Annotated in this window: 23 protein-coding genes and 1 tRNA gene; 15 read left to right on the top strand and 9 right to left on the bottom strand. The window is 53.7% G+C overall.

Annotated elements, in window-relative coordinates; all coding sequences use genetic code 11:
* Positions 1 to 9: 9 nt before the first annotated feature.
* Both mmsA and chvE read right to left on the bottom strand, forming a co-directional pair.
* Positions 10 to 1,533 carry a multiple monosaccharide ABC transporter ATP-binding protein gene (gene mmsA / locus RIC05_RS14450; RefSeq protein ID WP_350045444.1) on the bottom strand — a complete coding sequence of 508 codons (1,524 nt, stop codon included), beginning with the start codon at positions 1,531 to 1,533 and terminating at the stop codon, positions 10 to 12.
* 205 nt (positions 1,534 to 1,738) lie between these two features.
* Positions 1,739 to 2,818 (bottom strand): multiple monosaccharide ABC transporter substrate-binding protein, encoded by a 1,080-nt coding sequence (gene chvE, locus RIC05_RS14445; RefSeq protein WP_350041504.1) that lies wholly within the window; start codon positions 2,816 to 2,818, stop codon positions 1,739 to 1,741.
* A gap of 229 nt (positions 2,819 to 3,047) precedes the next feature.
* Here chvE and RIC05_RS14440 point away from each other — a divergent pair, with 229 nt between their 5' ends.
* The 5 genes from RIC05_RS14440 to msrB all read left to right on the top strand — a co-directional run bounded on the left by RIC05_RS14440 (position 3,048) and on the right by msrB (position 6,978).
* Positions 3,048 to 4,034, top strand: a complete 987-nt coding sequence (locus tag RIC05_RS14440; RefSeq protein ID WP_350045443.1) for a LysR family transcriptional regulator — start codon at positions 3,048 to 3,050, stop codon at positions 4,032 to 4,034.
* Between the two features lie 116 nt (positions 4,035 to 4,150).
* The gene (locus RIC05_RS14435) at positions 4,151 to 5,197 is read left to right on the top strand and encodes a hypothetical protein (protein ID WP_350045442.1); all 1,047 of its coding nucleotides are present in this window, start codon (positions 4,151 to 4,153) and stop codon (positions 5,195 to 5,197) included.
* A 190-nt stretch (positions 5,198 to 5,387) separates the two neighbouring features.
* Positions 5,388 to 5,942 carry an AAA family ATPase gene (locus RIC05_RS14430; protein ID WP_350045441.1) on the top strand — a complete coding sequence of 185 codons (555 nt, stop codon included), beginning with the start codon at positions 5,388 to 5,390 and terminating at the stop codon, positions 5,940 to 5,942.
* A gap of 11 nt (positions 5,943 to 5,953) precedes the next feature.
* Positions 5,954 to 6,430: a thermonuclease family protein gene (locus RIC05_RS14425; RefSeq protein WP_350045440.1), complete on the top strand. Its 477-nt coding sequence runs from the start codon at positions 5,954 to 5,956 to the stop codon at positions 6,428 to 6,430.
* 107 nt (positions 6,431 to 6,537) lie between these two features.
* Complete coding sequence (msrB, locus tag RIC05_RS14420; protein ID WP_350045439.1) at positions 6,538 to 6,978, top strand: peptide-methionine (R)-S-oxide reductase MsrB; 441 nt, start codon at positions 6,538 to 6,540, stop codon at positions 6,976 to 6,978.
* A 121-nt stretch (positions 6,979 to 7,099) separates the two neighbouring features.
* On the opposite strand, the gene RIC05_RS14415 is transcribed toward msrB, so the two are convergent.
* From RIC05_RS14415 to RIC05_RS14390, 6 genes are read right to left on the bottom strand one after another with little or no spacing between them, the layout of a single operon-like run.
* Complete coding sequence (locus RIC05_RS14415) at positions 7,100 to 7,600, bottom strand: phosphatase domain-containing protein (RefSeq protein WP_350045438.1); 501 nt, start codon at positions 7,598 to 7,600, stop codon at positions 7,100 to 7,102.
* A complete protein-coding gene (locus RIC05_RS14410) occupies positions 7,597 to 8,187 on the bottom strand; it encodes a histidine phosphatase family protein (RefSeq protein ID WP_350045437.1) in 591 nt (196 codons plus the stop codon). Before RIC05_RS14410 ends, RIC05_RS14415 begins: the two co-directional genes overlap by 4 nt.
* A gap of 37 nt (positions 8,188 to 8,224) precedes the next feature.
* A complete protein-coding gene (locus tag RIC05_RS14405) occupies positions 8,225 to 9,313 on the bottom strand; it encodes an MBL fold metallo-hydrolase (protein ID WP_350045436.1) in 1,089 nt (362 codons plus the stop codon).
* Entirely contained in the window at positions 9,313 to 10,395 is a 1,083-nt protein-coding gene (locus RIC05_RS14400; RefSeq protein WP_350045435.1) for an ABC transporter ATP-binding protein, read from the bottom strand. Before RIC05_RS14400 ends, RIC05_RS14405 begins: the two co-directional genes overlap by 1 nt.
* Positions 10,383 to 12,119 (bottom strand): ABC transporter permease, encoded by a 1,737-nt coding sequence (locus RIC05_RS14395; RefSeq protein WP_350045434.1) that lies wholly within the window; start codon positions 12,117 to 12,119, stop codon positions 10,383 to 10,385. Before RIC05_RS14395 ends, RIC05_RS14400 begins: the two co-directional genes overlap by 13 nt.
* Positions 12,119 to 13,096: an ABC transporter substrate-binding protein gene (locus tag RIC05_RS14390; protein WP_350045433.1), complete on the bottom strand. Its 978-nt coding sequence runs from the start codon at positions 13,094 to 13,096 to the stop codon at positions 12,119 to 12,121. Before RIC05_RS14390 ends, RIC05_RS14395 begins: the two co-directional genes overlap by 1 nt.
* Before the next feature lie 369 nt (positions 13,097 to 13,465).
* Between RIC05_RS14390 and RIC05_RS14385 the strand changes: the two genes are divergently transcribed.
* Complete coding sequence (locus RIC05_RS14385) at positions 13,466 to 14,248, top strand: DeoR/GlpR family DNA-binding transcription regulator (RefSeq protein WP_350045432.1); 783 nt, start codon at positions 13,466 to 13,468, stop codon at positions 14,246 to 14,248.
* Positions 14,249 to 14,256: 8 nt separating this feature from the next.
* Here RIC05_RS14385 and RIC05_RS14380 read toward each other — a convergent pair whose 3' ends face one another.
* Positions 14,257 to 15,030, bottom strand: a complete 774-nt coding sequence (locus RIC05_RS14380) for a class II glutamine amidotransferase (RefSeq protein ID WP_350041517.1) — start codon at positions 15,028 to 15,030, stop codon at positions 14,257 to 14,259.
* A 197-nt stretch (positions 15,031 to 15,227) separates the two neighbouring features.
* On the opposite strand from RIC05_RS14380, the gene RIC05_RS14375 reads away from it, so the two are divergent.
* The 9 genes from RIC05_RS14375 (at position 15,228) to RIC05_RS14335 (ending at position 21,883) form a co-directional block, all read left to right on the top strand.
* Positions 15,228 to 15,303 (top strand) — tRNA-Thr (locus tag RIC05_RS14375).
* Positions 15,304 to 15,311: 8 nt separating this feature from the next.
* Positions 15,312 to 16,196 (top strand): FkbM family methyltransferase, encoded by an 885-nt coding sequence (locus RIC05_RS14370; RefSeq protein ID WP_350045431.1) that lies wholly within the window; start codon positions 15,312 to 15,314, stop codon positions 16,194 to 16,196.
* 214 nt (positions 16,197 to 16,410) lie between these two features.
* Positions 16,411 to 18,006, top strand: coding sequence for a hypothetical protein (locus RIC05_RS14365; RefSeq protein ID WP_350045430.1), 1,596 nt, complete (start codon positions 16,411 to 16,413; stop codon positions 18,004 to 18,006).
* Positions 18,006 to 18,467, top strand: coding sequence for a hypothetical protein (locus tag RIC05_RS14360; RefSeq protein WP_350045429.1), 462 nt, complete (start codon positions 18,006 to 18,008; stop codon positions 18,465 to 18,467). The genes RIC05_RS14365 and RIC05_RS14360 overlap by 1 nt, the downstream gene beginning before the upstream one ends.
* 310 nt (positions 18,468 to 18,777) lie before the next feature.
* Positions 18,778 to 20,052, top strand: coding sequence for an RNA polymerase sigma factor (locus RIC05_RS14355; protein ID WP_350045428.1), 1,275 nt, complete (start codon positions 18,778 to 18,780; stop codon positions 20,050 to 20,052).
* Positions 20,053 to 20,229: 177 nt separating this feature from the next.
* Entirely contained in the window at positions 20,230 to 20,553 is a 324-nt protein-coding gene (locus RIC05_RS14350) for a RebB family R body protein (RefSeq protein WP_350045427.1), read from the top strand.
* A 222-nt stretch (positions 20,554 to 20,775) separates the two neighbouring features.
* Complete coding sequence (locus RIC05_RS14345) at positions 20,776 to 21,111, top strand: RebB family R body protein (protein ID WP_350045426.1); 336 nt, start codon at positions 20,776 to 20,778, stop codon at positions 21,109 to 21,111.
* A 125-nt stretch (positions 21,112 to 21,236) separates the two neighbouring features.
* Positions 21,237 to 21,536, top strand: coding sequence for a RebB family R body protein (locus tag RIC05_RS14340; RefSeq protein WP_350045425.1), 300 nt, complete (start codon positions 21,237 to 21,239; stop codon positions 21,534 to 21,536).
* An 11-nt stretch (positions 21,537 to 21,547) separates the two neighbouring features.
* Positions 21,548 to 21,883 (top strand): RebB family R body protein, encoded by a 336-nt coding sequence (locus RIC05_RS14335; RefSeq protein ID WP_350045424.1) that lies wholly within the window; start codon positions 21,548 to 21,550, stop codon positions 21,881 to 21,883.
* Positions 21,884 to 21,889: the final 6 nt, after the last annotated feature.

Here is a 21,889-nt window from a genome sequence, read left to right as displayed (position 1 = left end):
GTCTGTTCCTCACGCCTTCAGGATCATGCGCATGATTGCTTCCTGGCTTGCGTCTTTTGCTGCAAGCTGCCCTTTGATCTCACCTTCGTTCATCACATAGATGCGATCGCACATGCCTAGAAGCTCCGGCATTTCCGACGAGATCATGATGACCCCTTTACCGTCGGCTGCCAGCTGGTTGATAATCGTATAAATCTCGTATTTCGCGCCAACATCAATACCACGGGTCGGCTCGTCCAAAATCAGGACTTCCGGTGCGGCAAACAGCCATTTTGACAAAACAACTTTCTGCTGGTTGCCACCTGAAAGATTGACGACCTTTTGCCCGACATTGGGTGTGCGGATATTGATCTTTTCGCGGTATTCCTCGGCAACGGAACGTTCGGCACCATCGTTCAAGACACCGCGTTCCGACACGCCCCCAAGATTGGCCAGGGTAATGTTGGTCGTGATGCTTTCATCAAGGACCAGACCCATTTCCTTGCGGTCTTCGGTGACATAGGCAAGCCCCGATGCAATCGCCTTTTGCACGGTTGAAACATCGACCACTTTGCCATTGATCAGAACTTCACCGGAAATTTCCGTTCCGTACGATTTGCCAAATATGCTCATGGCAAGTTCGGTACGTCCTGCCCCCATCAATCCGGCAATCCCGACAACCTCGCCTGCGGCAACATCAATGCTGACATTATCAACGACTTTGCGTTCAGGATGCAGCGGATGGGTTGCCGACCAGTTGCGCACTTCCATCAGCTTATCCTTGCTGATATTTGGCGTGCGTTCCGGATACCGGTTTGCCATGTCGCGCCCGACCATGTCCTTGACGATATCGTCTTCGGTGATCTGACCGGCACGCGCATCAAGGGTCGAAATCGCTTTACCGTCACGGATAACCGTGATGCGATCCGCAACCCGGTTGATCTCGTTCAATTTATGCGAAATCAGGATCGATGTAATGCCCTGCGCCTTGAATTCCAGCAGAAGGTCGAGAAGCTTCTGACTGTCATTTTCCTGCAAACTTGCGGTCGGCTCATCAAGAATAAGCAGCTTCACCTTTTTGGAAAGCGCCTTGGCAATTTCAACAAGCTGCTGCTTGCCGACACCGATATTGGTTACCAGTGTCGCCGGATTTTCTTTCAGGCCGACTTTAGACAGTAACCCGCCCGTGCGCGCAAAGGTCGCAGGCCAGTTTACAATGCCGTTTTCGCTCATTTCATTGCCCAGAAAGATGTTCTCGGCAATCGACAGGAGCGGCACCAACGCCAGTTCCTGGTGAATAATAATAATGCCGCGTTCTTCACTATCGCGGATATCTTTGAATTCCTGAACGCCACCATCATAAAGGATGTCGCCTTCATAGGTGCCATGTGGATAAACACCACTCAGAACCTTCATCAGGGTGGACTTGCCAGCACCGTTTTCGCCACAAAGTGCGTGAATTTCTCCACGTTCGACTTTAAGGCTGACATCATCCAACGCTTTCACACCGGGAAAGGTCTTGGTGATGTTCTTCATTTCCAGGATGGTATCCATCCGGTCCTCCCACTGCCGTCGGGGGTTGACGGCGTCTCTAATCTACTTGGTCTTAGTGTCTGGGAAAAACCCGCCGGGTTTCTGCACCGCCTGAAATCTGCGCCAAAAGCGCCGTAATTCAAAGCAGATTAACCCGTGTCAGACATTGGAACCCGGCGACACGCCAAATGACATACCCGCCGGGTTCCAGTGCTAAAGCGTTGGCTTACTTCACTTCGTCTTCAGTGTAGTAGCCAGAACCGAGAATGATTTCTTCCCAGTTGGATTTATCAACCATAACTGGTTCAAGCAGATAGGAAGGAACGACCTTCACACCGTTGTCATAGGTTTTGGTGTCATTGATGGTCGGCTCGCGACCGGCAAGAACATCGTCAACCATGGAAACGGTGACACGTGCAAGTTCACGGGTGTCTTTGAAAATCGTGGAATACTGTTCGCCAGCAAGGATCGATTTGATCGACTGAAGTTCAGCATCCTGACCGGAAACAACCGGCATTTTCATGTCGCCGGAACCATAGCCGACGCCTTTAAGCGACGACAGGATACCGATCGAAAGCCCATCATATGGCGACAGAACACCGTCAACCTTGTCATCGGTGTAGTAAGCCGACAGAAGGTTATCCATACGTGCCTGTGCAACCGCACCATCCCAACGAAGGGTACCGACTTTGTCCATGCCCATCTGGCCGGATTTAACAACAACCGTACCTTCATCAATCAGCGGCTGCAGGATCGACATTGCACCGTTATAGAAGAAGTATGCGTTGTTATCATCCGGCGATCCGCCGAACAGCTCGACATTGAAAGGTGGCTCGCCTGCTGCAAGCAGACCATCAACCAGCGAAGTTGCCTGCTGAACGCCAACTTTGAAGTTATCAAATGTGGAATAGTAATCAACATCCGGGCTCTGAACGATCAGGCGGTCATAAGCAAAGACCTTGATACCTGCAGCCTGAGCATTTGCCAGCGCATTCGAAAGAGTGGTGCCGTCGATTGCTGCAATCACCAGAACATCAACGCCTTTGACGATCATGTTTTCGATCTGGGAAAGCTGGTTCGGAATGTCGTCTTCTGCATATTGAAGATCGGTTTTGTAACCGGCTTCTTCGAACTGCTTGACCATTGAATTGCCGTCAGAAATCCAACGTGCCGAAGATTTGGTCGGCATTGCGATACCGACATACCCTTTATCAGCCGCATGTGCATAACCACCCGAAAGCATCGGGCTCAACATTGCAGCCGCGCCAAAGGCGACCCCTGCCATTACGGCACTGAGACGTTTCATAGCTATCCTCCCTACAAGACACGGCATATTCGCCATTTTATGTCGCCCGACTTTATCAGGCTTTATAGCCCGCCTATGTCGTGTCTTTGTTTTCAATTAATAAAGTGCCCCATTTCCCAAAGGGCACGGCGACATTATTCAGATGCGCTACATAACAATCAAATAAGCAATTTCAAAACTTGCATATCAAAATTGATATAATACAATCCCCACCAAGGGAGGAAATCCAATGACAGCAATCCGAAACAGCCAACCGCTCAGCTCTGCCAAGTCACTTCTTTTTCGTTCCGGCAACCTGTTTCAGCGCGGTTTGAAGCTAAGCCATCTGCGCATGGTTGTTGCGATGGAAGAAACCGGGCAAATCAGCCTTGCCGCTGACATGCTCAAAACATCGCAGCCCGCGGCATCGCGATTGCTCTCGGAAATGGAAGGCATTCTGGAAGCCAGACTATGTGTGCGCAGCCCCCGCGGCATTGAAATGACCAATGCCGGACGTGCGTTGGCCAGGCGTGCACGCAGCATGCTGATTGAAATCCGCGAAGCCGAACGCGAGATCGAAGACATCAAACATGGTGGCGGCACGGTTTTTGTCGGCGCAGTAACGGCTGCGGCGGTTGATCTTGTCGTGCCTGCGATCCGAAGTGTGCAAGCCGTCAATTCGTTACTGGAAGCCCATGTCGGGGTTGGGCCATCGCATTTATTGATCAAGGATTTACTGGCGGGTGATCATGACTTTGTCATTGGCCGTGTGCCCGAAGATATGGACCCGCGCCAGTTCAACATCCGCGAAATCCGAAGCGAAAAAATCCGCCTTATGGTGCGTTCCGGCCATCCTCTTTTAGATGGCAACAAACCGATCACGCTTGCGCGTCTTGCCAAATTTGAATGGATTTTGCCACCTCCGGGCAACCTGATGCGGCGCACGATTGAAGATGCGTTTATTTCACGCCATTTGCCCCTGCCCCATTCAAGTCTGAATTCGGCGTCCCTTTTGGTGACATTGGCGACATTGGCCGATACCGACGCAATTGCCCCGATGGCCGAAGAAGTCACAAGCCTTCTGGCAAGTGGCGGACTGATCACGGAATTGCCGTTTGACGGGGTGATTGAAATTAAACCCTATAGCCTGATCACTGCGCGTGGACATCGCCTGTCGCCATCGGCACAGCTTGTCTCTGATCACGTATTGGCACGGATCGAGCGGCCCTTACCGTAAAGTACCCTCCTTGAATTAGGGCGTTCGGTTTATATCTGTTTATATCTGTGCGTTACAGCAAAACTCGCGTAAACTACTGTCATACAACAAAGACATTTTCCAAATGAGAATGAAACGTGCCCAGCACCTCCCGATATATTGGTTCCGTTCTGACCGTGTCCAGCGCACTGATCGCGATGGATGTACAGGCAACCGAGCTTGATGAAACGCAACAGGATGGCCCTGCTTTCGCGTTGTTTGATCTGCGTGCCACAACGGCGTGGGACGATTTTTCCTATAAATCGCTGACACCCAATGTCGATATGCTTGATACGCTGATCACGTCCGCCGGTGGTGATCCGATGCGGCTTGATTTCGTGATGGACAATATCGTGCCGCGATTGTGCGAATTGCGCCCCGATCCGGCAAATTGCGACGGAACCGGCATTCCCGTCACGTGGAAGGAAGATATCCCGCAGACAATTTGCATGGATATCCCCGCCGATATCAGCGCACGCCACGCAAACCTTCTGGGCAACAGCAATCAACTTTGTCTGGAGCCTGCGACAGGTTTGATGTTGCCAAATGCCTGGGTCAATGGCGGGCCATGGGCGCAGCTTCACCTGCATCAAACAGCATCCCTTGGTGACATCCGCATTGGCGCGAACACTGCGACAATCGATTTGACCATTACAGATGCAATCGCGACCCGCCTTGCCACTTTGTCAGAACAGGGATACGGCCCCGCCAAAATTGGTCTGGATAAAGTTGGTCTTCGGAAAATTATCGGCGATCAGCTTGATCAGTTCATCGCAGGCGACGATGAAAGCTGTGCGTTTTTGCAAAGCAACTCTGATCCATCCGGGTTGGGATATCTGATCATGGATGACGTATTGGCCCGCATTTCCATCTATGCGGACGAATATGATGTCGCGACCAGCCTTGTTAAAACCGCCAATGGCATTTCGCTGGGTGCGTCAAGAGAAGACGTTTATGCCGCCTTTGACGGCCAAACCCTGATCGAAGAAGAACACGAATATCTTGGGGCAAATGGTCGCTATGTGACATGGTGGCGCGATGCGGAAAAAACACGTGGTATCCGCTTTGAGATCAATGAAGAAGGTTTCGTCACCGCCATCCATGCCGGCAGCGATGCCATCACCCTTCTTGAAGGCTGTTCTTAAACAAAGCGTGTCTTTCCAACGTACTTCTCAACCCTGACGTCATCCGGTTTCCTTGGCGATTGACAAGCTTTGCCAAGGCGATAAAAAGCGCGTCCTTGCACATCCTTGTGCATGCCTAAAACCAGCAACAGAAATGCCATCCCCTTGCCGCAAAGCCCGTTCATATCGGCGCATTGTGCAGGAAACATGAATGCAAACGCCTTACACATCCAACCTTGTCATCATCACCGGCGGCCCCGGTGTTGGTAAAACCACATTGATCGATCATCTTCACCAGCGCGGCTATGACACCAGCCCGGAAGTTGCGCGTGCCGTAATCGAAGAACAGATCGAGCGCGGCGGCAATGCCCTGCCGTGGGAAGACAACGCCGCCTATGCCGGGTTAATGGCCCGCAGATCAATCCGGGCGTGGCAAACCGGGATGGAATGCCATCCGCGCACGGTTTTCTGTGACCGCGGATTGCCCGACACGTTGGCCCATCGCCGTCTGTCAAACCTGCCTGAAGACAAGGGGCTGTTAAATGCGATCACAACATATCGCTATCGCCGAACCGCCTTTGTCCTTCCGCCATGGGCGGAAATCTATAAAACCGATACTGCGCGCACACAAAGCTTCTCCGAGGCCGTCAGAACATATGTCGTGCTGTGCCGGACCTATCACGAATGCGGTTATGATTTGATCGAAATTCGCAAAGGTCCGGTCGAACAGCGCGCTGCCCAGATCCTTTCACGCCTCAAACTTTAAGTGCAGCACCCATGACCAGACTTGCCCGCCTGACATCGAAAATTACCCGCCAAACCATTATTATTGCCGCAACCACAGCCACGCTGTTTGCTGCCCTACCATCCTATGCGGCCTGCTATGGCTGGCCCTTGCGCGAATATAAGGGGGAGTTTGCCTATGACGGCGATACGATCTATGTCGCCATTCCCGGGCTTCCCGGTGAAATCGCCAATATGTCGGTGCGGGTGCGCGGGGTCGATACACCGGAAATTCGCGGCAAATGTGAAAGCGAAAAGCAACTCGCCCAGCAGGCCCGCGACTATGCCCGAGCACGCTTAAAATCAGCCAAGGCAGTCGAGTTTTGCGAACCGGAATGGGGGCGTTATGGCGGTCGCGTGGTTGCATCTGTTCGCATTGATGGCAGCCCGCTTGATCTGGATCTGATCAATAATGGTTTTGCCCGTGCCTATGACGGCAAGACAAAACGCGCCCCTTGGTGTCAGGGATAACGACACACATAACTTTGATGTGAAGATACTGGACATCTGGCGCAATCCGACCATCTTTGGAAACAAGGAATTTAGCCCGTGTTTATGCAAGATGTGAAGTGATCCGAATGACCCAGTATCGCAAAGACCCCGACGCCATCAAGAACCTGACCCCCGAACAACATCACGTCACACAGGAAAGCGGCACAGAACCGCCGTTTCGCAATGATTTCTGGGACCATGAGAAAGACGGGCTTTACGTCGATATCGTATCTGGCGAGCCGCTTTTTACATCCCGTGACAAGTTTGATTCCGGCTGTGGATGGCCAAGTTTTGTCAAACCGGTCGATAGCGCGCATGTCATTGCCAAAGAAGACAACACGCATGGCATGCGCCGGATCGAGGTTCGATCCAAGCACGGGGATAGCCATTTGGGCCATGTTTTTCCCGATGGTCCGCAGGATCGCGGCGGTCTTCGATACTGCATCAATTCCGCATCGCTGCGCTTTATCCCGGTCACGAATCTTGAGGCCGAGGGATATGGTGGATATATAAAATTTTTTGAATAATAAACGTTATTATTCACTTTCATTGAACAATCAAAAGACCGGCGCATGAGATTTCATCGCCGGTTTTTTTTGTGCGTGTTTTTATTTGTATGAGGATTAAAAATCACGCCTAAAATCACACCTAGAAATCACCCGGTGCACATTGCAAACAGGTCAGTCCCATGTCGCGCCATTTATCGACAACCCGTCGACGGTCATCAACCACCAGCCAGGGGTTAAATCCGTCGGATATGATTTGCGCCAGAAGGTCTTCTTTGACTTCTTCGTCGGTGCGATGATCGGCATCTTCGGGGCGCAGATAGATGCCATCAAACGGAATGTCATGTGCGCGAAGCCATGCTTCGGAGCGATGTTGCCAGCCGGCCGGGCGTCCTGAACAAATCACAATCGCGTGGCCCGATGCGTGCAGGATGCGCAGCAATCGTTCGATATTTTCAATCGGCTTGGCCAGATCCATGGCGTCAAAAAACGCATCCCATTGTTTTTCCACACCATGAACCAGATGCCCCAAAGCATCGGCGTCGAAATGCGCAAGTGTTCCATCCATATCAAACACCACCGCATCGCGCATATTTTGCGCGGTTTGAGGGGTGCTTTGCGCATCGGCTTCGGGATTGGTCACGCGGAGATCTCCTTGATCATTGTTTCGGTCAAATAGTCATATTCCCACCCGGTCTTTGTCGGGCGGAACAGGATCGGGGTGGCGTTTGGCACACGTGGGCCGTCGGCCTCAAACCCGGTCATATACAGAATGCAGCGCGCCACACCGGAATGGGCGACAATCACGGTCAGTTCATCACTGACTTCGGCCAGGGCCTGTTGCATGGCAAAGGACACCCTTTGACACATGGCATCGAACCCTTCGCCGTTTGGCGGGGTTTCAAACCGCGGGCAAAGTTCACCAACCGGGCGTCCTTCAAGATCGCCCCAATGGCGTTCGCGCAATCCGTCTAAAACGTGGGCGGTATAATCGGGCAATGCTAATTGTGCCGTTTTGCGCGCACGGTCCTGCGGGCTGACATAGACCGACTGCCAAGTGCCCTGCGCCATCAAGGGGGCAATTGCACTTGCCTGCGCGCGCCCTGTTTCATTCAGGGGTGGCTCGCTGGAACCGGCAATGATGCCAGCCCGGTTGGCACCGGTTTCGCCGTGCCGAATGAAAACAAAGGGCACCTTGGGAAATTCGAACTTCTCAGGGGCATAAATCATGACCGGGCATCACCGTTTTTTGGAAAAAGAACACGCACTACAAATAGAACCGATCGGCGAGCTGTAACCGTCCATCAAACCCGTCGACAAGACCAAAATCCTCTGGCCGGCTGTTAAAAAGCGGCACGACTTGCATCGCATGACATTCATTGGCCAGTTTAATCACATGATTTGCCAATGGGTGCACATTCCAGCGCCGGAAATGGGCATGGCCCTTTTCAACCATTTTCCGGGCTTCGAGCGGCATAAAGCCGGTGAAAATCACATGCGCACTTGATCCCATACGCCCGGCATCACGCCAAAGATCAATCAGTTCCAGCGCCTTGCCAAAGGTTGCGCACGGCGCATGACAGAGCAAAAGCCGGGCCTTCGGGTTAAAATGCTTTGCCTTGTCTTTGAGATTTCGCAACCGCCGGATCGCATCGGCATCGACATAATCAGATCCATGGGCATCAAGCACCTGTTTGACCTGCCCATAGCATCGATCATCCATCGACCAGTCGGTCAGGCCATGGCGTTCAAACAACAATGCCATTTCAGCCGCCCGCCCGCTTGGCGGCACAGGAAACAGGATTTGGCCTTCAAGTTTGGTCATGGTGGTTAGAAGACTATCGATGCGGACCTGTTGGGTCAGCTGTTCCATCCCGTAAGACGCATCAAGCAGAACCGTTGCCGCATCGGGCGGCGCGTCATAGAGGAAATAATCCGATTCCTGACAGAAATCGCCGGAATACAGAACCCCGCCGCCCAGTTCGAAATGCAACCACACCCCGCCAAAGGAATGCCCGGTACGCCCGGTGGTGACCGTCACGCCATCGACCTGAATTTCCCCAACGGGCGGCAATGGAATGACATTGGCCCCCTTGGGCAATGATTTCGCGGTGACTTCGGTGCAATAAATCGGAAGACCGGCGGCAACAATTTCATCAGCCGCCCCGATATGATCGATATGATCGTGGGTAATGAAAACAGCGTTAACTTTGTTCAGCCACGCCGGGTCAAACCCCTGATCGCTTTCCGGGCCAACGCCGCAATCAAGCAGCCAGCGCCGGTTAAAAAATTCAAGCCGTAAACAAGCCGGGCCTTTTTCACCAAGGCCAGAAAGAACACGCATGCGGGCAGACATCAGGCGACCTCACCTTGCAGTCGGTCAAACACCCAACCATCGGAAACCTTCAGGCCGACCTGCTCGCCAATGCGGGCACGACGGGTGGCATATACCGGAAGTGTTTGATGATCATTGACCCGGACGGACAAACGGAACCGTCCGCCAAGATAAACGCAATCTTCAACCAATCCCCGCAACGGCGCGCCATCTTCGACCCAGACATCTTCGGGGCGCAGGCATAATCCCGCCTGCCCGTTAATATGCCCACCGGCCAGTTTCGGGCAAATCCGTGCGGCAATTTGGGCTTCGCCCAAGCGCACCGAACATGTCCCACCGGTTTGAAGTGCGACATCGCGCACCGGCAACACTGCACCGGCCCCGACAAACCCGGCCACCATCAAGTCGGCGGGTTCGCGGTACAGGGTTTCGGGGGCGGCCATCTGGCGAATATGGCCCTTATCCATCACGGCAATCCGGTCCGCCATCGCCATGGCTTCGGATTGATCATGGGTGACGTAAATCATTGTCGCCCCGGTACGACGATGGAAATCAAGAAATGCCTGTTGCATGGTTTCACGCAAATGCACATCAAGATTGGCCAATGGTTCATCAAGCAACACCGCACGCGGTTCCATCACCAGACAGCGCGCCAATGCCACACGTTGACGTTGCCCGCCGGAAAGTTCCGACGGATTGCGATCGGCATAGGGTTCAAGGGCAACGATGCTGAGCGCCTCGGCAATGCGGCGGTCGCGTTCGGCCCGGCCAATACCGCGTACTTCAAGCGGATAACCGACATTGCGCGCAACCGACATATGCGGCCACAGGGCATAGGATTGAAAGACAATCCCCAGATTGCGATCTTCGGGGCTGATCATGATCCCGTCTTGCGGGCTTGCCACCACCTGCCCGCCCAGCGAAATTTGCCCGCCATCGGGTTCTTCAAACCCGGCCAGAAGGCGCAGCAATGTGGTTTTGCCACATCCTGACGGCCCCAACAGGGCAACAAATTCACCATCGGCAATATCAAGGGATACCTGATTGACCGCACGATAATCGCCAAAGCATTTGGTAATGCGCGAAAGATTTATGTCTGCCATGGCACAACTCCCTTGGGCAAACGACGCGAAGCCAGCTGAAAACAGCTCATCAACGCGATCACCACCAGCACGACCACGACCGCCACGGCCGAGGCCAGAACGGTGTCGCCACTGTCATCAAGATTGAAAATCAAAACGCCCAATGTCTCGGTGCCCGACGACCATAAAAGGGCCGAGACGGTCAGTTCATTGAACGCGGTTAAGAAAACCAGCAAGGCACCGGCGGCAGCCGAGGGTGCCGCCAATGGCAACAGAATATCGCGCAACCGGCGCAACAACCCTGCCCCGCAGGCCTGGGCGGCTTCTTCGAGGGCCGGGTCAAGCTGGCTAAAACTGTTCATGACCGGACGCAGGGCAATCACCAGGAACCGTGCGAGATACGCGATAAAGATAATGCCAAGCGTGCCATACAGACTGACATCAAGCAGCGGAATGCGGATGAACAACAAGATGCAGGCAATCGCCAACACCACACCGGGCAGCGCATAAGGTACTTCGACCAGAAGGTTGATCAGTTTGGTCAGGTTCGACGGGCGTCTGACCATCACATAGGCCAGTGGCAAGCAGACCAGAACCAAAGTCACCGCCGCCCCGACTGACAAGATAAAGCTGTTTTGAAAGGCCCGGATGGTTGAAGGCTGCACGAACAGGATTTCGCGGAAGGCCTCGAAACTATAATTTTCGAAATTCAGTTTCACGCCAAAGGCCGGAACCAGAGACGTTGCAATTAGCGCCATCAAGGGCACGACCAGAATGGCGACAAGTACCGTCCATAGAACGGTTTCAACCATGTTCCGCCGCGCACCCAACCGAATATCAAGCGGGCGTCCGACCATCCCCATCAAACGGTAATCGCGTTTGGACAGTAATCTGTGATGCAGGGCGACACCGCAAATCGCAATCGCCCCGATCAGCATGGCAAGAACGGAAACCTCGCCCAGAACCGACGGGCCAAAACCGGCAAGCTTTTGATAGATCAATGTTGGCAAGGTCGGATAATTGGCCGGAATGCCCAGCATGGCCGGAATGCCGAAATTACCAAGGGCGGTAACAAAGGCCATCGCCGTTCCGGCAATCAAGCCCGGGCTGGTCAGCGGTAAAATGATTTGCCACCACAAACGCCCGCCGCGTGCGCCAGCCAGACGGGCGGCTTCGATCTGTTCACGGGGTAGCATGCGCAAATTCGCACGTAGTGTCAGAAAAACAATCGATGCATGCTGGATCCCCAACAGCAAGGCGATGCCTTCGGCAGAATATAATGGCTGGGGCGATCCCATGGCCGGTGCCATCCCGAACGCATTTAAAAGCGCGCTGCTTGGCCCGGTCAGCTGCACCCAGCTAAGGGCGGTGATCTGTGGCGGGATCATCATCGGGATCATGAAACAGAACACCAATGCCGCCTTGGCCCGAACGTCCGTCAGGGCGACCAAAAAGGCAAATGCCCCGCCAATCAAAAGCGAAATGATCGTGCCAAGACCGGCGGTATAGAGGCTATTGCCCGTTGCCTGCCAGGTGGAGCCTGATCCCAGGACATCGCGGAAATAGTCAAGCGACGGCACCCCGCCGACGACAACGCCTTCAAAGGCAAGTCGGACAATCGGCAGAATGGAAATCACAAAGACCGGCACCAACAACCAGTAAAGCAACCGGTCAGATGACCGGTTGCCTTGTTTACGGGCAGTTACGCCGGGCAGAAAGCCGCGAAGGCGACCTGTTGCCTGCATTACTCAGCCCCGAAGATATCAGCGAATTTCTTTTTGTTCGCTTCGGCCTGTTCAAGGGCAATCGCCGGATTGAAAGCCATCAGTTTGATGTCTTTACGTGCCGGGAAACCTTCTGGCAGTGCCATGTCATTGCGTGCCGGGATATAACCCATATCGAGAACCAGTTTCTGACCGGCATCCGAGAGAACGAAATCAACGAACTTGTGGGCCGCATCAACGTTCTTGGCGTCTTTCATGATTGCGACCGGTTCGGTCACATAGGTCACACCTTCTTTCGGGAAGACGAAATCAACCGGCGACCCACTGGCTTTGCCACGGATGGCCAGGAAATCGACAACCACGCCATAGGGTTTTTCACCCGATGCAACGGCCTTGAACACACCGCCATTGCCACCCTGTGCGCGGGCTTCGTTGGCGGCCAGTGCCTGATAATAATCCCAGCCAAGGTCTTTGTTCTCGGTCAGGGTTGAAAGGTGAATAAGAGCCGCACCGGAATAAAGCGGGCTTGGCATGACAAGCTGGTTTTTAACCGCCGGATCAGAAAGTTCGGCCCAAGATGCCGGTGCTTTGACTGCGGTGTTGTAAACGATACCGGTGGTGATCAGCTTGGTCGAATAGTAGAACCCATCGGCGTCATAAAGGGCGTCTTCATACGCCTTGGCTTCCGGTGATTTATAGGCCTGCAACAGCCCTTCACCCTTCATGCCTTCAAGCGTTACGGTATCGGCAATCAGAAGCACGTCCGGGCGCGGATCGCCTGCGGCAATTTCAGCACGAAGTTTCGCCATCAGTTTGGTGGTGCCGTCACGGACCCACTCAACTTCAACATCCGGGTTGGCAGCCATAAAGGCATCAACAGTGGTCTGGGCATCCTGGGTCGGCTGGCTGGTATAGACAACAAGCTTTTCAGCAGCCTGACCAACAATCGGCAGCATCATTGCGGCAGAGGCCACCGCGGCAAGAAGAACGTTACGCATGATCGGCATCCCTTAGTGAAATACCAACGACTTTAGTTATGGACCAGTTTGACCAGCCCTTCGGATGGGCCAAATTCGTCCATCGGCTGCGTTCCGTCGCTTGCCCATATACCCGATATGAACTGCGCGAAGCGCCTTGCCGAGTGAACGAATTTGGAGCCATCAAACCGATCCATAACTAAAGCCGTTGGTATTAGGTTTCGTTCGAAAATGTTTCGACCGGGAAGCTATCGGGATTTCGATAACAGTTGTGTGACAACACCAAGAATTAAATGTTTCAATAGGTGTAACGGGCTTTCCACGCGTAACCAGCCCTGTCTATACTCAGGCACCAAACGAAACCACACCTTTCGAACGAAAGTATTTGTTGTGACTGAAACGCCCGATGCCGTGCCGCTTCATCGCCGACGTGACCGCATTGTCGCGCTTGTAAAATCATGTGGTTTTATGGCGGTCGAAGAACTTGCACGCCGATTTAACGTATCGGTCCAGACCATCCGCACCGATTTGCGCGATCTGCAAGAACAGGGGCGCGTGTTTCGCCGCCATGGCTTGGCCGGTCCAGCACCTGATCCGGATAATTCGGCCTATGAAAAACGCGAAGTCTGGAACCGGTCGGGTAAAATGGCGATTGCAGCCAAGATTGCCGAACTCGTCCCCGAGGGCTGCACGATTGCGATTGGCACCGGCACCACAGCCGAACTTGCCGCCCAGCATTTATCATCGCACCGGAAACTGACGGTTCTGACCAATAATCTGCATGTGGTGATGACATTGCAAAACGCGCCGAACGTCACGATCCGCATGGCCGGCGGGACGGTCCGAACCCGTGATCTTGATATCATCGGGGCAGACAGTGCCGATTTCTTTGGCAGCATGCGGGCCGATTTCGGGATTGTCAGTGTCGGCGGCATGTCAGATGAGGGTGATTTGCTTGATTTTAACATGGATGAAGTCCGCGCACGCCGTGCCCTTGTCGCCTGTTGCGATCACGCGATCCTGATGATCGACGAGAAAAAGGTTGGCCGCAAGGCGCTGTGTCGTGATGGCCATGCCAGTGATTTTCAGACCGTGTTACTCAACGCGGCACCGGGCGATGCGCTGCAACGTGCCTTGGTCAAGGCGCGCAGCCAGATTGTTGTGGTGTCTTAGGAAGGCGCCTAGCACACCAATGTCGCATCTTCGCTGACAACCATATTCCCATCGACATGCAGCGTATGGTTCGGGGCAACCGCGGTCCAGCTATCGGCGTCGGCATCGAGTGGTTCAGACACAACAATCACATGGTCATCGCGTTTGCGCCAATAGAGCGATGGTGGTTTGTCGTCGCTGGCATGACGGATCGCACAGATGCTTTTGCCGTTTGAAAGACAGGCGGTGAAACGAAACGGGGCTTTTGCGCCGCGAAGTTTCATTTCATTTTCCACGACTTCTATGGTGTGGCGGATGGCGCGGTGCGGATCGTCCTTCAGGCCAAGGGTCAGCATCAGGCAGAAAATAAGTTCGCTGTCGGTTGATCCTTGCCGGCCGTCATAAAATTCATCTGACACCATGCCTTCAAGTGATCGGCGCACCAACGGGTAATCGCCGATCTGACCGTTATGCATGAACAGATAATTGTCATGGGCGAACGGATGGCAATTGGTCCGGCTGGTATGGGTGCCGGTCGATGCCCGCACATGGGCGAAGAACAACCCGGATCGAATATGATGGGCAAGGGAGCGTAAATTCGGATCGTTCCACGCCGGAAGGATTTCACGATACAGCCCCGGGGTGGTGCGTTCATCATACCAGCCAAGGCCAAAACCATCGCCATTGGTGGGTGTTTTGGCCTGTTCGGCATGCAGGCTTTGTTCGACCAGTGAATGGCGTGGTTCAAACACCAGTTTTTCAAGATAAACCGGATCACCGACGTAACTCAGCCAACGACACATATTCTGCCCCCCGAAGCATTAATTCTGACGGCGCACATCTAAGCCGCATTAATACAGTATGGTCAATGTGATATTATGCTTCTTGCCGCTGATTTTAAGACATGGCGGTAACGAAGGACCATGTTCGCAAAAAGAACAATAAACCACTTGCCAACCCCGGTGATTGACCGTATTTTCCGCGCCACAAAATGAATCGTGCTGGTGTAGCTCAGCTGGTAGAGCAACGCATTCGTAATGCGTAGGCCGTAGGTTCGAATCCTATCACCAGCACCATTTTGTAAATGCAAAAACCCGCCAAGGTACAGCTTGCTGTTCTTTCGGCGGGTTTTGTGTTTTTGAGGCCCGTTTTGCTCGGTCTGACGAAGTTTAGATTTGCCCTTGCAGTCACTATCACCTTAACTTGCGATCAGTTTCTGGTCTCTGAGGGGAAGAAGATGGGTTTCGTCAAACGGTTAAAGAATAAATACTGGAAGAACTCCTTTAGCTACGCGCTATATAAATCCGCGAAATCGAAACCGTCGACGGCCTTCTCCCAGTGGGGCGAAGACATCCTCATTGACCATTTTCTGTTAATGCCTGACCTGAAAAATAAACGTGGATTTTATGTCGATGTTGGATGCAACAACCCAAGGATTGGCAATAACTTCTATCGCCTCTATAAAAAAGGATGGTCCGGGATAAACATCGATATGATGGAACGGAACATTCGGCTTTGCCAATCTTTGCGTCGTCGTGACCAGAACTTGCTTACTGGCGTTTCTTCAGAAACAGGCGAAGCGGAGTCATATGTATTTTCGGCAAGCTTCGCTCTTAACACCCTCGACAAAGCGTTTGCTGATAAATGGTCCAAAATCCTTAAGCAAGACTACGAAACGGTCAAAATCCCTGTTCGCCCGCTCGACCAAATCCTGCAAGAGACTGTGCCTCAACAACATATCGATATTCTCAGTATTGACGTTGAAGGTCACGAATTAGACGTACTTCACGGTTTTACAATATCCCATTACAACCCCACGATTGTGCTGTGTGAAATTCACGGGCACGATATCGAAGACGTCATCCACTCTAAAGCTTATGACTACTTCAAACAAAACAATTACCGGCTTGTTTCTCGGTGTGGCGGAACATGCTTTTTTGTCCCAAAGGACTATGATTGCGGCTTTTAGTCCCTCGTTCGGCAGATATATCTCTAAACTTAATCCCGCTTTGCTTCTAAAGCAGGATAATGCGGCCAGCTGCCTGCTTTAAACAAAAATCAATTCACATCCTTCCTGCCTAACGCGTCTGATTGCAAGGAACCGTTTAAATCCTTGCAGATCAATTGCGGCTGAAAACTTCGCCCCTTTGTCTGCTGCAAGAGCAATACTGGGGAATGCATGCATGACAGACAGTGACGCGCCCAAACCAGATCAGGCCAAAAGCAAAACCAGCACATCTGATACGGGCGACACCAAGCAGGGATCCCAGAGCCGGCCCACGAAATCGGATGAACCGCAGGTCGCGCTGGACGTCATGGCCGCCCTGTGTCGGGAATTTGGTCTGACGGGATTGCCATCCGATGCGTCTGACAATCTGGTTTCCCCGACTTCCCAAAGTCGGATGCAGGACGCGCCGACCGAAACCGCGTTTGAAATCATTCAGCGGTTCCTGTTTGACGGCGAGAGCAAGAGCTGCGCGGGTGGCGCAGGATCAACCGCACACACCGCACCAACACCGAACTTCAATGACAGCATCCCTGATCCGGCAAACATCATCGCCAGGGCGACCGGTCTTAACTTTCTGTCCGCCCCTGATAAAAGCGAGGCATCCACAATGAGCAACCTTAATTCCGAAACTTCTGAAACCTCCACCGAGGGCACAACCGCACAATGGGGGCTTCGCACCAGCCATCGCGATGGCAGCACGACCGAGCTTTCCGGTCCGGTGATCAAGGATGATATGTTTCGCACCGCCATGCCATGCTTACAGGGCACTGCGACGGCGGATGCAGATACGCCCGACTGGGCGATCAAGATGACACAAGGATTGCCGTTATCGCCGGGGCGCACAAATGCCCAAAGTGCGATTGGCGCGAAGCTGAGTGCTGCGGACATTCCCGCCACCTTAAGCAAATGGCGCGTTGACGTCGGGCCATCACCGGATGCGCAGTGCCAACTTTCGGTGTCCTTGCCAACATCGGCACCGTCACAGTTGCGCGCGCTTTTGTGTGACACAACCGCAACCGATGACAGCAGCCCGCAACTCTCCGACGTTCCGAGCTATGGCGGCGGCCCCTTTGCGCTTCATCTTGAACAGTCGATCGGATCAACATCGAGCGAAGCCGTGCCCAATCTGGCCTTGATCCGACTGGTCTTTGCCGATCGTGCGCCAATCCCGGCCCAGCTTGAATATATTGGCACCCTGCCCAGCCCGATCATTGGCGGGGCCATTATGGTTGCGCCCAATTACAGCATCCCGTTCCGGGCCCAGATCACCCCGCCAAGCGACGGCGACAAGGGGGCGGGGCTTGTGATTTTGGTGCAATATAATCAGGAAACCAGCTTTAACGTTACGGCCCAGCTTCTGACCGAAACAAAAACCACGACACCGACAGCTATTCTGAGCTGTGTGGCGCAAGGCGATAATGCCGCCTGTCGCGCTGCCAGCATGGTGGCCAATGCCAGTGGTCGTCTGGAAACCAGCCTGACCGGATTAGCGGAAATCCCCGATGATGCCGGGCTTGCGCCATACGGATTTATCCTGCCGCCGGAACCGGCGGATGCAGCAACGGATGCAAAACCGCAATCAGGCAGCACCGCAACCGGCACTGCGGATCAAGATGCATCTTCTGAGGATGCTGCGGCTGATCCCACAAAAGGTAGCGACACATCAGCACCTGCTCCTAGCAAGGCGTCGGGCGCAAGCTCCAAGGCCAGCAGCACGGCAAGCGCAAGCAAACCCGCCAAGGGTGCTGCAAGTACCAAAGGAGATGCTTGATGTCGGGTCAGGCACCAAATGACAAGGCCACCGCCAGCGGCCGCAAGGATGCTGTCAGAAAGGCCTTCAATCAGGAATATATGGCAACCCAGCAGGCCATGACCGAGGCCGCAGAACGTGCGCGCACCCAGGTTCTGGAACAGCGACATACCATTGCCAACCATGCCGAAGACGTCAAAGCCGGAACCAAGACCCCGCAGCCCCCGATTGGCCGGCAAAAAGGTGCGCCGCATATGGCGTCCGACCCGAACCGGCATGGCGATCAACAGGTGATGTTTGATATTGCCACTGAAATTCGCAATCTCATCACCCGTGAAATTGATCAACGCATGCAGGTATTGTCCGCAAAGGTGGAAACCGCACTTGCCAATGCCTTTCCAGCACAAGACCAAGCAGCAACATCCGGTCCGGCAAGTAGCAAACGCACAACAGGTGGCAACCGTTCAACCAAAAAACCTTAAACAATCTGGATTGGTTGCCTATTGAGGCCTGCCTGACACGACATCGGGCACATCTGCCCTGAGGAACAGGACAGATCGAACACACCGCCCAAGACCAATAAAAAGCGCGAAAACGTGCAGTCCAGGGTCAGGACCCTAGCGTCCCATTCGTACCCACAGCCATACCAGACAGGCTGCGACGACGTGCGCCATGACACAACTTAAAGATGTAAAAACTATTTATTTCACAATCTTTTTCAAAGTGCGTCATAATAAGCGCCGTAAACTTAATCAGCCTAAGGTTGCAATCCATCAACTGGAGGGGTCTATAGTGCAGAACGAAAAGAACACCCAACAAGATGCGGCTACCCTGACCGAGGCCGAACTTAAATTCGCACACTGCCTTGAGCAAACCCTGAATCAGGCCTTGGGTGATGGCGATAATGTCACATCGATCTGGTCGCGGTTAAAACCCGATCAGCGCGCACGTATCGCCGAGGATTATCTGGCAAAGCTGCAAGAAACCGGTGCCAGTCCGGATGACGGCGGCACTGCTGCGAGTTTTCTGCAGGACGGTTTTGATCGATATGCCGATCTGGATGCGGGTTTTATCACTCAGCCATCGGAAAAACCCCCGCTACAGCACTACGCCCCGGCCGACGAACCCGACCGATCAAAGCAATCCCCGGGGCCAAGCCGTGCGGAGCAGCGTTACAGCCCCCCACCGGGGTATCCTGCGGATTTCAATCCGCTTGCCGGGTTCCCCGGGCTGGAGCCATCGACCACAGGCCCACGCCCAGAAGACGTTATCGCCGGTGCGCTTCCGGGATTTGGCACACCGCCCGGCGTAAACCCGGTTGATATCCTGCGGGGTATTTTGCCAAACGGGCTGGAACGAACGAATTTGCGCCAGCCAACACCGGGCGCGCCAGAAACACCAGCACCAACACCCGCACCAACGCCATCACAGACCCCGGCATTTCCCGAAGCACCGGGCTGGCCCACCCCGTCCAATCATCCTGATCAACATGACCAACATGCAGATGCGCAGGTTCCAAGCGACCTTCATCCGCAAGCCGGTCCGGCAGCACCGAATTTCTGGCCGCTCTGGATTGATCAGCAGGACAATCTTCTAAAACAATGCCTGAAACTGATGTCGGGCAATATGGATGACGCGCAGGATGCGCTGTCCGAAGCGATGGTAAAGGCATCTGTCAAATTTGAAGATTCGATGGATGAAATCCGCAACCACCGCGCCTGGCTGTCAAGGATTGTCCATAATGCCTGCATTGATTTGCATCGCCAGAACCGGCGCAAGGCAGAATATCATGAAGAAACCCACGGCAGTGCCGATACCCCGGCATCCCCGATGACAGCCCCGACCATTCCCAGCCCGGAAGAATCATATTTGACGGGCGAGCGCATGGATCAACTCGAAACAGTTCTTCTGGCGATGCAGGAAAAACTGCGCAAGCCGCTTTTGATGCGCTGCGTGCAGGATCGCAGTTATGACGAAATTGCACAGGCGCTTGGACTTAGCAATTGCGCGGTGCGTAAACGCGTCCAGCTGGCGCGAGAACACCTGAAAGGGTCTGGCATTCAATAGCCAGAATATCGGCCAGCGACATGCCGTTTTTAAACGAAAAAATCGGCAAATAAATCGAAAAGAAGCGTCACAACCCCATAGCACTGACGTCTTTAGACTGAAAACGGGACGGCGAAACCCCGTCAGGATCACAACAGCAAGCAGCACATAGTACAAGCACACGAAGGAGACTTTACAATGGCGATTCCGACCCCCGTAAATGGTCAGATCACTGATGCAGTCACCCAGGCTAACGTGAAAGTTCTGGGCGAAGCCCCGGCAATGGCAATGGGCTCGATCTTCCAGTCCCTCGCACATTCCACCGGCATTCTTTATGAAAACGCCGTCAGCGCACAGCAGCAGATCGGCATCACCTCGCAGGCCGCCACCAATCAGGGCGTCATCCAGATCTATTCGGTCGACACGATGGCAGATTCTGTTGCGACCTCCAAAATTGCCAAAAGCGACGTGCCCGACAATATGCTTTCGCTTTTGACCGCACTTCAGGCGACCAAAGGCTGATCCTTTCCAAGGATCTTGCCCATCGGGTCACTTTCAAATCGGGCGGTCGTTTCCATCAGCGACCGCCCGATTTTATATAAGGCGCGCAACCCCTTACGCCGCCCAAGTTTTTGTACAAGTTCCGTCACAACCAATCAGGCCCCCCGTCATTTGACTGATCCCGCAAACCACGCGGAAAAGGGCCGGATTCCGGCACTTCTTTAGGCAACCAGGAGATACACAATGGCTGATAACACTCCGGTCAATGGCATGATTACCGACGCTGTCACCCAGGCCAATGTAAAGGTCATGGGCGATGCGCCGGCAATGGCCATGGGCTCGCTTTACCAGTCGCTGGCGCATTCTCATGGCATTCTCTATGAGAACGCTGTCAGTACCCAGCAACAGGTCGGCATTTCTTCTCAGGCAGCCACCAATCAGGGCGTCATTCAGGTTTACTCTGTCGACACCATGGCGGGTGCAGTGGCCACATCCAAGCTCGCAAACAGCGACGTTCCCGACAATATGCTTTCGCTGTTGTCGGCGCTCAAGGCAACGACCGGCACTTCTGTGTCGTAACACCAGATTGGTTTCGCCGCCGAACCAGCCCGGCATGCAAAAGCTTGCCGGGCTTTTTCTTTCACAAACCCTTTTTCCCCGCGTCATACCGGTAAGTTCCCAAACCGCTATCCAAGGAGACGGACATGCCATCGGCACCATCTGAGCAAGACGGCACGCAATCCCAACAGGCCCAAGCCAGTCCGACCGCCAAACAGTCGTTTCAGCAGGTCTCCGACCAGATTACCGACAGTGTCTCGATGACCAATGTCGCCACCCTTGGTGTTGGTCCGGGCTATGCGGCACTGCAGTCAATGCTTGGTCAGGCACAATCGCAAAATGTCCTGATGGCAAATATGGTTTCCGCGCAAAAGCAAAACGCAATGATCGGCATGACCACCATGAGCCAAAGCGTTCTGCAAATCATGAACCGTCGTAACCAGTAAGGATCACAGCGATGAGCAATCCCAACGAAGTGGACGCGCAAATCACCGACAGCGTCACCCAGACCAATACATCCGTGATTGGCAATGGCCCGGCCATGGGCACCATGCAGTCCTATTTGTCGCAAGCACAGGCACAGGGCATCCTGTTTGCCAACATGGTCAATGAACAGCAACAGCTGTCTGTGGCCAGCCTTGCGACCACGATGGAATGTGCGAAATCGACACTTTCCGTTCAGGACAGCAAACCAAATTTTTTTACCAGGGCCATGCAGAATATGACCCCGCAGAGCGCAGCGGGGACACCGGGTACACCGGCCAAGCCGGATCCGAACCACAACCCGACCTGAGCGCCA

The organism is Thalassospira sp. (assembly GCF_040218635.1).
In the GTDB taxonomy this organism is placed as follows: domain Bacteria; phylum Pseudomonadota; class Alphaproteobacteria; order Rhodospirillales; family Thalassospiraceae; genus Thalassospira.
This window is presented reverse-complemented; position numbering and strand designations above follow the sequence as displayed.

Bases quoted from the DNA above. Each gene is read 5' to 3' on its own strand.
- RIC05_RS14395 (WP_350045434.1), bottom strand. From the start codon at position 12,119: ATGCAGGCAACAGGTCGCCTTCGCGGCTTTCTGCCCGGCGTAACTGCC.
- msrB (WP_350045439.1), top strand. From the start codon at position 6,538: ATGACCCAGTATCGCAAAGACCCCGACGCCATCAAGAACCTGACCCCC.
- RIC05_RS14440 (WP_350045443.1), top strand. From the start codon at position 3,048: ATGACAGCAATCCGAAACAGCCAACCGCTCAGCTCTGCCAAGTCACTT.
- RIC05_RS14390 (WP_350045433.1), bottom strand. From the start codon at position 13,096: ATGCGTAACGTTCTTCTTGCCGCGGTGGCCTCTGCCGCAATGATGCTG.
- RIC05_RS14380 (WP_350041517.1), bottom strand. From the start codon at position 15,030: ATGTGTCGTTGGCTGAGTTACGTCGGTGATCCGGTTTATCTTGAAAAA.
- RIC05_RS14335 (WP_350045424.1), top strand. From the start codon at position 21,548: ATGAGCAATCCCAACGAAGTGGACGCGCAAATCACCGACAGCGTCACC.
- RIC05_RS14345 (WP_350045426.1), top strand. From the start codon at position 20,776: ATGGCTGATAACACTCCGGTCAATGGCATGATTACCGACGCTGTCACC.
- RIC05_RS14360 (WP_350045429.1), top strand. From the start codon at position 18,006: ATGTCGGGTCAGGCACCAAATGACAAGGCCACCGCCAGCGGCCGCAAG.
- RIC05_RS14400 (WP_350045435.1), bottom strand. From the start codon at position 10,395: ATGGCAGACATAAATCTTTCGCGCATTACCAAATGCTTTGGCGATTAT.
- RIC05_RS14425 (WP_350045440.1), top strand. From the start codon at position 5,954: ATGACCAGACTTGCCCGCCTGACATCGAAAATTACCCGCCAAACCATT.
- RIC05_RS14430 (WP_350045441.1), top strand. From the start codon at position 5,388: ATGCAAACGCCTTACACATCCAACCTTGTCATCATCACCGGCGGCCCC.
- RIC05_RS14365 (WP_350045430.1), top strand. From the start codon at position 16,411: ATGACAGACAGTGACGCGCCCAAACCAGATCAGGCCAAAAGCAAAACC.
- mmsA (WP_350045444.1), bottom strand. From the start codon at position 1,533: ATGGATACCATCCTGGAAATGAAGAACATCACCAAGACCTTTCCCGGT.
- RIC05_RS14370 (WP_350045431.1), top strand. From the start codon at position 15,312: ATGCAAAAACCCGCCAAGGTACAGCTTGCTGTTCTTTCGGCGGGTTTT.
- chvE (WP_350041504.1), bottom strand. From the start codon at position 2,818: ATGAAACGTCTCAGTGCCGTAATGGCAGGGGTCGCCTTTGGCGCGGCT.
- RIC05_RS14350 (WP_350045427.1), top strand. From the start codon at position 20,230: ATGGCGATTCCGACCCCCGTAAATGGTCAGATCACTGATGCAGTCACC.
- RIC05_RS14405 (WP_350045436.1), bottom strand. From the start codon at position 9,313: ATGTCTGCCCGCATGCGTGTTCTTTCTGGCCTTGGTGAAAAAGGCCCG.
- RIC05_RS14340 (WP_350045425.1), top strand. From the start codon at position 21,237: ATGCCATCGGCACCATCTGAGCAAGACGGCACGCAATCCCAACAGGCC.
- RIC05_RS14410 (WP_350045437.1), bottom strand. From the start codon at position 8,187: ATGATTTATGCCCCTGAGAAGTTCGAATTTCCCAAGGTGCCCTTTGTT.